This is a genomic window from Armatimonadota bacterium, assembly GCA_035527535.1.
Lineage (GTDB): Bacteria > Armatimonadota > Hebobacteria.
On the sequence record DATLAK010000027.1, the window covers coordinates 19,059 to 30,201 of the forward strand.

Here is an 11,143-nt window from a genome sequence, read left to right on the forward strand (position 1 = left end):
GTATCCGTCGCATCAATCTTGACGCAGCACGAGCCAGGATGATTCATGCTCCCGGTAGCACGCCGCCCGCCCTTGGGCTCAAGATCGTAGCCCTCTCCGATACGCACTACGCCCGCTGCGACGCGGCGCTCCGGGGGAGCGGCGCCATCGCCGACATCCTGCTGCGACGAGCAGTGCACCGCATCAACCGCATGATCCAGCCGGACGTGACCCTGCTCCTGGGCGACCTGCTGGAAAACGGCGAGGGGCCGGACGCGGAAGCCTCATGGCGGCGCCTGCGCGCCATCGCGGACGGGTTGGAATCCCCCTTTATCGCCCTGCCGGGCAATCACGACGGCGATCCCGAGGCCTTCTATCGCGTGTTCCCGCGCCCCGGCGAAATGCTGGACCTCAAGGGAATGCGCTTCCTGATATTCCTCGACCCCGAGGAGCCGGGGTACAACGCGCGGCGGCTGCCGGGTGACCTGGCGCGCATGGCGACCGCGCACCAGGGCCACGACGGGCCGGTGGTCATGCTGCAGCACTGCTCCCTGTTCCCGCCGGGAACCAGCGACTGCCCCTTCAATTATGTGAACGCCGACGACATCACCGCCCACATGCGACAGCACGACATCGGCCTCGCGATCAGCGGTCACTTCCACCTCGGCGTTGACCTGATCCGCCACGGCGCCGGGGATTTCGTGATCGCCCCGGCCCTGTGTGAACCGCCTTTCGCCTTCCTCGAGATCGAGCTTGACCGCGGGCAGGTCAGCGTGACTCGCCACCAGTTGCGCATGCCGCCCGAGCTGGAGCTGATTGATTGTCACCTCCACACGCCGTTCGCCTACTGCGCCGACGACATGGATTTCCCTAAAGCCGTCGCTCTAGCGCAGGACCTGGGGCTGGCGGGACTGGTGTTCGCGGAGCACTCGGGGCAATTGTATTACGACGCGGAGACCTACCGGCGGGGGGACTTCCTCCAGGCGGGCATCGCTACCGCGTACGGTCGCAGCGACCGCATGGCGCGCTACCTGGCGACCGCGGGCGCGTATTGCCCGCCGGCATCATTGGGGCTGGAGGCGGACTGCGACTACGCCGGGCGGCCGGTGTTGCGCGCTCACGACCGCCGGGAAGTCGCGGTCCTGCTCGGCGCCGTCCACAGCCTGCCCGAGCTGCGCAACCCGCGCCCCGATCCCGCCCGCGCCGCCGACGAGCTGTTGGCTGCCCTCGACCGATTCGTCAGCTCCGGCATCAACGTGCTCGCCCACCCGTTTCGCGAGTTCCGCCGCGCCGGCTTGGAGCCGCCGGCGTCACTGTTCGCGCTCGTGGTGCGCCTGCTGCGCGAGCACGGGGTGGCGGCCGAGATCAATTTCCACACCAACGAACCGGCGGAGGCGTTCGTGCGGCTGTGCATCGAGTCGGGGGTGAAGCTGGCACTGGGCAGCGACGCCCACGGACTGTGGCAAGTCGGGGAGTTCGCGCCGCACCTGCGCCTGCTGCGGCAGTGCGGCTGTGACGGGGACCTGGGGGCGGTGCTGGCGCAGGTGGGGACCTGCGGCCTGCGCCGGGGGTGGTGAGCGCGGGCGCGGCCATCGGCGCCACCACCATCGAGCATGACCGCGCCGGCCATTTCCCGCCCCGCGCTGGGCGGGTCCGCCTCCGGCGGCCCGGTCACCGTGCCCGGGCCGTCACGCCCGGATCATCACCAGCATCATCTTGAAGCGCGTCGGAGCGCGCAGGGCGTGCGGCTGATGCGCGGGCATGATGATCATCTCGCCCGCCTTGACGGTTGACGCCGTGCCCGCGATCGTGACCTGCGCCTCGCCGTCCAGCACCTGCACCAGGGCGTCGTAGGGGGCCGTGTGCTCGCTCAGGCCCTCGCCCTGGTCGAAGGCGAACAACGTCACCGTGCCCACTTGCTTGTCAATCAGGGCGCGGCTGACGACGGCCCCCGGCTGATAGGCGACGAGGTCGGCGACCTCCAGCACCTGGCCCGTCAGCCCGCCCGCCGGGGCCGCATCGCCTTCGGGTGCGTCACTGCTGCCTTGCATTCCCGTGTCCTCCTGTGGCCGCTCGCCACTTGCCGCATCCAAGGATTTCGACCTCCCCGCCCTGCTGTCCTATCAGCGGCGCGCGGCAAGGGTCGCGGCCTCGTGCGCACCCCTCACTCGGTCAGCGCCACGAACTCCCACTGGTGCAGCGGCGGCTCCAGCGTCAGGCGTGCGCCCTGCAGGCGCGCGGCGATCCGTTCTCCGTCCGCCGTCACCTGGGTGGCCGTGGTGAAGTGCATCCCCTGCGGCGGATGCACCGTGATCACGCGCGCGGCATCGGGGCTCGCGTTCCAGATGACCCCGCGCCAGCGCTCGGAGTCGGCCAGGAACTGCGCCGCCAGCCAGGCGCCCCCCTCCGCCCATCCCCGCGTCTCCCCGGGGTCGAGGTAGCCCATCACTTTCGCGAGCTGAGCCGCCCGCTGCGGGTTCATCATAACCGCCCCCTCGGCGCTCCAGGGGACGATGGCGACGCGCCCGCCGAGCGCATTCCGGTACACCGCCAGCCCATGCCCCACTACCTGCTGCTGCGGGTTGCGCAGGTCGCTGACCACGCGCGCGTCCGGCGCTAGCTCGGCCTGAAAGAGCCGCCTGGCATAGTCGTGAGCGTTGACCGAGATCTGCGCCCCGGGACGCAGGGAGAACTCCGCGTCCAGGCACTGCTCCACCGAGTACAGCACCTCACCGTGGGCGATGAACCGCCCCCCGCGCACGCCGATGAGGTCGCCCAGGCCGCGCGCGAGCAGGATGCTCGCGGCCTCGCCGTCGAGCAGCAGCCCCTGCGCCAGCCATGCCCGCAGTTGATCGTCGGAGAAGCTCCATGCGACCGGGCCGCCAAGCGCATTGACCGCGGGCGACGCCACCACCGAGAAGGCCTGCCCCGCCGCCCCTAGCCACCGCGCCCAGCCGCGCGACGGGCAGGTCAGCGACTGCCACCCACCGCTGCCGTCGGTGCGCAGGCGGCGGCTCATGTCCGGCGACCACGGCACCCCCACTCCCACCGAACGCAGGCTCAGGGGAAACTGGTCGGCCAGCCAGTCGCAAAGCGGCCGCCAGCGGCGCAGGAACTCCGCCCGCTCCGGCTCGTCAGCGGGGTCATTGCCCATGAAGTCATAGAGGCTGAGGTTGAGGTGGGTGGAGCCCAGGATATGGGCGAGCGCCATCTGCGCCCCGACCTGGCGAAAGGATTTGTTCCAGCGCCCGTAGGGGAAGCACTCGATCTCGGGGCCGCTCTCGACGGCATCCGGCTGCAGCGAGCGGTTCTGCTGCAGCACCGCGATCGAGGTGTAGAGCGCCGGCCCGGCAACGTCGCCATAGCCCCAGAAGTGGGGGCGATGGGCCGGCGGCCGATCGCCCGCCAGGGCGCGCCACCACTTCCCCCAGCGCCGGCCCTCGGCAGCGTGGGATTCCGGGCGGCTCGACATCAGCCCCAAGCGGCTGCCGCCGGCCTCGACGGTCTCCCGCCACTGCGCGATCATGGTCACGTGCAGGTCGTCCCACATATCCATCCACCGCTCGCGCCAGGGGTGCGGCGGACCGGGGGCGGTGCAGTTGGCGACGATCTCCTCCCGCGTCGCCTGCGTCCCCGCGCGGCGGTTGAACTCCGCGACGTGCAGGGGACAGAAGCACCCGCCCCACTCCAGCGGGTCGTGGTTGTGATAGCGGATGTCGTCGTCAATCCAGATGACGCGGAAGTCCTCCTGCGCGTAAAGCCGCAGACTTTCGTCATAGTAGCGGCGCCATTCGGGGTCGAGCGGGCACACCACCGCCTGACAGGCGCGCCCGTGTTGATCCACCATCGGCTGCCACGGCTGGTCGGGCTTGAGGGTGCGCCCGCGGTCGCAGTGGAGCACCGAATGCCAGGGGTTGAGGCTGACCGCCGCCCCCATCTCGGCGACCGCCCGCCGGTAGGGCCGCGAGTGCTCGATCCACTGACGGATGCGCTCCCCGCGATCGTGGCCGTCGTTGAGCTCCTCGGCGAAGTAGAAGAACATTATCTCCTCCACCGGCGCCTCGCGCAGCAGCCGCCGCAATTGCTCGGCGACGACGGCGGCGTCCTGGTGAAGGCCGAACTGCATGCGCAATGTGAAATGACTGGGCATGTGGTGCTTGCCTCCTGGGTGGGCGCGGTCGTGGAGCAACCGCGCGCCACGGCCGCGTTTTCGGGGTCGGTGGTTGGCATCCTCGCCTTCACCCGGTCGCGGCGGGCCGCCGGTCACGCCAGCGGCGGCTGCCGCGTGTGCTGCACGATCTCGCGCCACACCAGGCCGCGCGGCAGCACGCGCTTGCGCACCCGCGCCACCAGCGACAGCGGCACCAGCACATATCCCAGCCACAGGCTGAGCATGAAGCCGGTGTGCCCGGCCAGCGCGCTGTCCACCACCAGGTCGCCCATGCGCTCGGCGTGGATGAGGTCCTCGGCGTCGGGGGGCACCGCCCGGATCAGGTAGCCGGGTTGGTTGATGAGGATATGCCCGGTGAAGATGGGGGGCTTGATAAACTGCGAGCGCAACTCGTCGCGCAGCCACTTGAGGGCGAGGTCGCGCAGGTCCTGGCGCTCGTAGTAGGGGTCACGCAGGGCGGCGGCGGCGGGCTCGGGAAGCCGCACCAGGCCGCGGGAGCGCAGGTCCTTGCCGAGCGCGAGCAGGGCGCCCTCGGCCAAGACGACCAGGGCCGAGCGCCGCGCGCGGGCGCGGGCGGCGATGTGGTCCACCGCCTTCCACGGGTCGAAGGGCTCCTCGGGGATGAGGACGCAGTCGGCCTTGTCGCTGAGCAGGGCGGCGTTGGCGGCGACGAAGCCGGCGTGCTTGCCGAAGAGCTCGACCAGGATCACGCGGCGGTTGGCCTCGGCGTCGAGGCGCAGGACGTTGAGCAGGCGCGCGGCCTCGGCCAGGGCCGAGGAATGCCCCAACGAGCGCCACATCCAGGCGATGTCGTTGTCAATGCTCTTGGGGACGCCAGCGATGACGATGTTGCGGCCGACGGAATGCCCGCTCAAGGCCTGGTGCACCTGGCGGGCGGCATGCATGGCGCCGTCGCCGCCAATGACGTAAAGCAGGTCAATGCCCTCAGCCATCACGTTATGCGCGAGCTGCTCGATACGGCCCTCGACCGAGAAGTCGTAGCGCGACAGCCCGAGCTGACAGCCGCCGAGCTCGCGCCAGGTGGCGGTTTCCTCCGGATGCAGCTCGACCGGCCCGGGCACGGCGGCGGCGGGGCGTTCGCGGGGGGCCATCAGGCCCTCGAAGCCGTTGCGGATGCCCAGGACGTGACCTGTGCAGCGCGGCTCCGGGCCCTGGCGACCGCCGCGCTCCCAGGCGGCGTGGGCGGCGGCGACGTACTGATAATGGCGGCGGACGATGGCGTGAATGACCGCGTTGGTGCCGGGGGCGGTGCCGCCAGCGGTGACGATCGCCGCGCGCACGTCGCACGGATCGAAGCGCAGCCGCTCGCGCGCGCCCGCCTCCAGGAAGCCGGGGAAGAGCCCGCGGGCCGCGAACTCCCGCAGCGCCTTGTCATGGGAGACCGCGGGGCGGCGCTCGTCGGGGCGGCGGAAGTAGCCGATCTCGTCGCGAGAAAAGGGATTGGGGATGTCGGCGGGCCCGGCCACCACCGGCGGCGTCGTTTCGTCATGCAGCACTTGGGCGTCAATGCCGCCCTCCAGCCACACGCGCTGCATGTAGGCGCGCTCGGAGGCGAAAACCTGGGGAGATCCTGAGGCGCCGCTCGTGTGCTCCATCGCTGCCCGTCCTTCCTGAGTGACCTGCAGGCCCTGTGATCGGCGAACCCACAATCCCGCACTCGACCCACCGCATCCATTTCCTGGGGCGCGCCCCGTCTCCTGTCCCGGGGACGAGCCACGCGGCGCCAACGGGATTGGATCGAACGGGGTTGAGCTGCGCCCGCCGCCGGCCGGGGCGAACAGACGGGGGCCCCTAGGATGGAGGCGAGTCTGGGGTCTCCGCGGCAACGCGCTCGACGACCAGGGTCACGCCTTCGAGCCCGGCGACGCGCACCGTCTCGCCGCGCTTGACCGGGGTCTGACGCGCCTCGGCGCGCCAGACCTCGGAGTCCACGCGTACGGTGCCGAAGGGATCGAGCTCGGACCGAGCCACCCCCAGGCGCCCTACCAGCGCCTCGGCGCCGAAGACCGCGGGCTTGCGCCACATCGCCATGCGCACGCGGAAAAGCAGGATGATGCCGCCGAGCAAGATGGCCGACATCAAGCCCACGAGCCACGGGCTCACCCGCACCGCCGGCATCGCCGGCGACACCGGCGACACCGGAACGAACAGCAGCAGCGACCCCAGAATGAAGGACACGATCGCCCCCGCGCCCAGCACGCCGAAGCCGTGGACGAAGGTCTCGGCGATGAACAGCCCCATCGCCAACGCCAGCAGCGCCACCCCCGCCCACCCTACCGGCAGCATGCCCAGCGCGGTCAGCCCCAGCAGCAGGGAGATGGTGCCCGCGACCCCGGGGAAGATGCCGCCCGGGTGGTACATCTCGGCGATGAGCCCGATCATGCCCACGGTCAGCAGGATATAGGCGATGTTGGGCTCCGCGATCATGTGCAGCAGTTTCTCCAGCACCGTCATCGGCAGGTCCCGGATCGGCGCCCCCTCCACGTCGAGGAGCACCGGGCCCGCGTTGGTCTCGACCTTGCGCCCGTTGACCTGCGCCAACAGATCCGTCAGGTTGGGGGCGATGACGTCAATCACCCCCAGGTCGCGGGCCTCCTCGGCGGTAATGGAGACGCTCTGGCGCACCGCGCGCTCCGCCCACTCAGGGTTGTGGTCGCGCAGCTTCGCCACCGAGCGCGCGTAGGCCGCCGCATCCTCCTCGACCTTGGCGAGCATGGTCGCGTCTTGCTGACCGCCGCCCAGGGGTACGGGGTGGGCGGCGCCGATGTTGGTGCCCGGGGCCATGGCGGCGATGTGGCCGGCGACGGTGATGAACATCCCCGCCGAGGCGGCGCGCGCCCCCGCCGGCGCGACGTACACGATCACCGGCACGTCGGCATTGAGGATGTACTCGACCATCTCGCGCATGGAGCCGTCGAGGCCGCCGGGGGTGTCAATCTGGAAGACGAGGGCCGCGGCCTGGTCGTGTTCGGCGTTGGCGATCCCGCGCGCCAGGTAGCGCGCGCTCAGGGGGTTGACCACGCCCTCGAACTGGAGGTGATAGACGGCCCGTCCGCCCGGACGCGCCGACACGGCGGGCGCGATGAGGATGGCGCCCGCACCCAAGACTAGCCCGAGCAAGATCGCTCGTCCGCGCTTGCACCGCGGCATGTTGGCCTCTCCTGCCGCCGGCCGCCAACCGCAGCCTAGCCGGCATCCTCCGCTGCGCGGCCGGCGTGACGAACGAACGGCTCGACCAGCCGGGTGAACTCCAGGGGCAAGACGAACTTCGTCGCCGGGCTTTGCCCAAGGGCGCGCAGAGTCTCCAAGTACTGCAGACTCATGGTATTGCTCTCGAGGCCCTTGGCGACCTCGAAGATCTTCTGCAGCGCTTGGGCATAGCCCTCAGCGGCGAGGATGCGCGCCTGGCGCTCCCCCTCGGCGCGCAGGATGATGGCCTGGCGCTCGCCCTCGGCGACGGTAATGGCGGCCGCGCGCGTGCCATCGGCCTCGGTTACCACCGCGCGCCGGTTACGCTCGGCCGACATCTGGCGGCTCATCGCCTCCTGGATATCGCGCGGGGGGATGATCTCGCGGATCTCGACCGCGGTGACCTTGATCCCCCAGCGGTTGGTGACGTCGTCGAGCTTGAGGCGCAGCGCCTCGTTGATCTCCTCGCGCTTGGCGAGCACGTCGTCCAGCAGCATGGCGCCCACCACCGCGCGCAAGGTGGTGATGGCGATGCCCCGCGCCGCGCCCTCGAAGTCCTCGACCGCGAGCACGCTGGGCAAGGGGTCCACCACCTTCATATAGACGAAGAAGTCCACCGACACCGGGGCATTGTCCATGGTGATCGCGGACTGCGGCTGGACGTCGAAGTAGGTCTCGCGCAGGTCCACCCGCACGCCCCGGTCCACAAACGGCACCAGCAGCACCAGCCCCGGGCCTTTGGCGCCCAACACCCGCCCCAGCCGGAACACCACCAGGCGCTGGTACTCGGGGACGATGCGGATCGCGGCTCCGAGGATGATGAGCAGCAGAACAACGAGGAAAAAGACTACGACGCCGACCGCTTCCATGGCCATGACCTCCGGTTGCGGATGCCGTTGCGGGCGCGAGGAGGGGTGTAGTGGCAACGGGCTATCGTCGCCGGAAGCTTACACCGCGGGGAGGGGAGTGTCAAGGGATTGGGCAATTCGGTGGACACACACCATGATTTCCATTTCCCACGGTCTTTGCCGCCAGGTAAGTCACGAGCGCCCTGCCCGGCGGAATCCAACGGCCACGACCTGCCCCGCGAGGGCACATATCGCGGTCGTCAGGAGCCAGGAGGCCGGCCGATACATTGCGGGCCCCATCGCCGCCAAGATTCCTTCGCTGGCTCCCCTGAGACCCAGGTAGTCCATACTCACCGCCAGCGCTGCAACCGTGGCACCAATCACTCCGGCTTTCCGCCACGCAACCCCGGCGATAAAGCCTGCGATCGCGTAAGGCGCTAACGGCAGCACCCGCAAATACCCCAGCCCCAATAGGGCTACTGCACGGTGCACACTCTGAACCGACACGGCGATCCAGCCGAATTGCATGACCACGATCGCAACCGCCATGCTCAGGCTGATTGACCGCCTCATCCTGAGGCCGATCCTGCTTCCCAGCAGCGCAGAGCAACCGATCAGGCCTGCCATCGCGGTAAGTACGCCAAAGAGGATTGTCGGGCTGGCACCTGACGACGCGGAGGAGCCGCGAGGGGGCACGATTACGGCGTAGTACGCCAGGATTAGCCAGAGCATCCACCATGAGAGGGCCGCGCCCGCTGCGGCAGAGGTCCCACGGCGCACGGCCAGAGCGCGCATCGCCGCGCCCGCGACAACCGGGTACACGACACCTTCTGCGACCACCACGAGCGCCGCCGGAAGCCATAAGGCCGCGGAAGCGAAGGGTCGTGGTCCGGCGATGTACTGGGCGAGAAACCACAAACGTCTGCTGGCAAACGAGAGAAAGGTGAAGCCGAAGACAGCCGCCAGGAACGTGGCGGCTAGCTCGCTGCGACGCCGACCGCCATCTCCGCAGCGTGACTCCCTGCGCTCGTGGTCGTGCATCGTCCGCACCTACGCTTCTGGCGTAATTCGTGGAACGGACCGGATTCACAGTCGCAGCTTGGCCGCCCGGAAGAATGCGCGCAGCAGAGGCTGCTGGTCGCGCGTGCGCATGAGGGAGGCGCTGACCGGTAATTAAGTCGACTGTCCCCCGAATTGCCTTCAGCTTGGCGTCCATCCACGCCCCCGTTTTGTTCTACGCCAGCCGCAGGGCCCGCGCGAGTTCCGACGACTCGTCCAGAATCTTGAAGAAGTTGCACGTCCGGTCGGCGTGCCGGTACCCCATGTTCGTGTACATTAGCACGGCCCGGTAGTTTGTCCAGCCGATGCTGAGGGCGGTGTGGCGACACCCAAGTCGCCGCATCTCCTCGAGCGCCGTCGCGAGCAGGAAGCTCCCAAGCCGCTGTCCTCGATATGGCTCGGCAACGTGGAGTGCCAGGCAGAAACACCAGTCGTCGGCCTCCGGAGAAGGAGATACCTGTCCCCCCTCCGCGATGCAGTGGCCCAGTTCCTCTTCCCCTCGCATTGCCTGCACTTTCAGGCGCGGGCCTTCGGTCCAGACCAGCTCGAGTCTGCATTCCAGGGCGGGGGGCTGTGGCACCGGGGGCGTGAAATCACGCCACGTCAGCAGCAGCTCACTCCCGCGCTCCTGAAAGCCGGCAATGCCAAAGAGCGCCCGCACGTGACCCATGTGCTCTGACAGTTGGGCTCCCCCGGGGAAGTAATAGAACGGGTATGGGTACGATCCATTCCACGCGGTGACCACCGTGCAGCCCTGTTCGCGGGCCCAGGCCTCGGCCCAATCCAGGAGCAGCTTCCCCACCAGGCGCTCTCCCGGGCGATAGGCGAGAAAACGGATCGTACCGGGCCCCATAGGCGGACGATAGTCGAAACCGGAGGCGACGATGCCGACATGAACGAAGCCGCGCACGTCGCCCCCTTCGACCTGGGCCACCATCAAACGCTCGTCCCGCAGATGCTGAGAGGCCAGGCCCTTCAGGTCCGCGAATCGCTCTGGCGGGACCGGGTGGCACTCCGGCAGAGCGGCGATGAGGTCGTTGTAGCACTCACCCACACCGGCCGCCATCTCGGGTGCAAAGGGCACAAGTCTCATCTTGCTTCCTCTGACCTTCCCCCTCAGCTACACCACGCGCTATGCTAGACCCGGATTATGCATGGGAGCGCTTTCTGATCTCAGTTCGTATCACCTGGTAAGTGAAGGCCCCACACGCGCTATGCATAATATGGGTTAGACCCTTCGCGTGTGGCCTCGCCCCCAGTCTTGTTCCACTCGGAATGAGAATCCCTCAGGTCAAGACAGCAATCTCTGTCTTGCCTTCAAGGGCTGTGGCCGTCGCGGTTCACGCGCGCGAAGTCCTCCGGCGACAGGTTACCGAGCGCGCTGTGCCGCCCTGCCACATTTTGCTGCTTTCGCCAGCGCGCCACCAGCACCTTCTCTTCCCGCAGTGTGTCGAACACCTCCCGCGCCAGCAGCTCGTCTCTGAGCTTGCCGTTGAAGGACTCGAGGTAGCCATTCTCCCAGGGACTGCCCGGCTCGATGTAGAGCGTCCCCACCCCGATCCGCCCCAGCCATTCCCGAACCGCATTGGCGATGAACTCCGATCCGTTGTCCGAACGCAGGTACGCCGGCACCCCTCGCTCCACAAACAGCTGCCCCAGGCGCTCCAGTACATCTTCGCTGGTCAGCCGGCGCTCTATGTCAATCGCCAGGCACTCGCGGCTGTACTCGTCGATCATGGTCAGCAGCCGTACCGCTCGACCATCGCGGGTGCCGTCCTTCATGAAGTCGTAGCTCCAGACATGGTCCGTGTACGCTGGGCGCAGCCGGATGCAGGAACCGTCATTCAGCCACAGCCGACCCCGCTTAGGCTGCTTC

The 11,143-nt window shown here is 68.7% G+C and carries 9 protein-coding genes; 1 reads left to right on the forward strand and 8 read right to left on the reverse strand.

Going from position 1 to position 11,143, the window contains the following annotated elements:
- Positions 1-38 precede the first annotated feature (38 nt).
- Positions 39-1,556 (forward strand): metallophosphoesterase, encoded by a 1,518-nt coding sequence (locus VM221_01535; protein HUT73498.1) that lies wholly within the window; start codon positions 39-41, stop codon positions 1,554-1,556.
- A gap of 111 nt (positions 1,557-1,667) precedes the next feature.
- Here the strand turns inward: VM221_01535 and VM221_01540 are convergent, their stop codons facing one another.
- The 8 genes from VM221_01540 to VM221_01575 form a co-directional block, all read right to left on the reverse strand.
- On the reverse strand, positions 1,668-2,030 hold the full coding sequence (locus VM221_01540) for a cupin domain-containing protein (protein HUT73499.1): 363 nt from the start codon (positions 2,028-2,030) through the stop codon (positions 1,668-1,670).
- Between the two features lie 113 nt (positions 2,031-2,143).
- Positions 2,144-4,129: a hypothetical protein gene (locus tag VM221_01545; GenBank protein HUT73500.1), complete on the reverse strand. Its 1,986-nt coding sequence runs from the start codon at positions 4,127-4,129 to the stop codon at positions 2,144-2,146.
- Between the two features lie 113 nt (positions 4,130-4,242).
- On the reverse strand, positions 4,243-5,766 hold the full coding sequence (locus tag VM221_01550; GenBank protein ID HUT73501.1) for a 6-phosphofructokinase: 1,524 nt from the start codon (positions 5,764-5,766) through the stop codon (positions 4,243-4,245).
- A 196-nt stretch (positions 5,767-5,962) separates the two neighbouring features.
- A complete protein-coding gene (locus VM221_01555; GenBank protein HUT73502.1) occupies positions 5,963-7,321 on the reverse strand; it encodes a nodulation protein NfeD in 1,359 nt (452 codons plus the stop codon).
- Positions 7,322-7,356: 35 nt separating this feature from the next.
- Positions 7,357-8,235 carry an SPFH domain-containing protein gene (locus tag VM221_01560; protein HUT73503.1) on the reverse strand — a complete coding sequence of 293 codons (879 nt, stop codon included), beginning with the start codon at positions 8,233-8,235 and terminating at the stop codon, positions 7,357-7,359.
- Between the two features lie 165 nt (positions 8,236-8,400).
- Positions 8,401-9,249, reverse strand: coding sequence for a hypothetical protein (locus tag VM221_01565; protein HUT73504.1), 849 nt, complete (start codon positions 9,247-9,249; stop codon positions 8,401-8,403).
- A gap of 193 nt (positions 9,250-9,442) precedes the next feature.
- On the reverse strand, positions 9,443-10,360 hold the full coding sequence (locus VM221_01570) for a GNAT family N-acetyltransferase (GenBank protein HUT73505.1): 918 nt from the start codon (positions 10,358-10,360) through the stop codon (positions 9,443-9,445).
- Between the two features lie 224 nt (positions 10,361-10,584).
- Positions 10,585-11,143: integrase core domain-containing protein (locus VM221_01575; protein HUT73506.1), on the reverse strand; the 559-nt coding region annotated here is incomplete at its 5' end.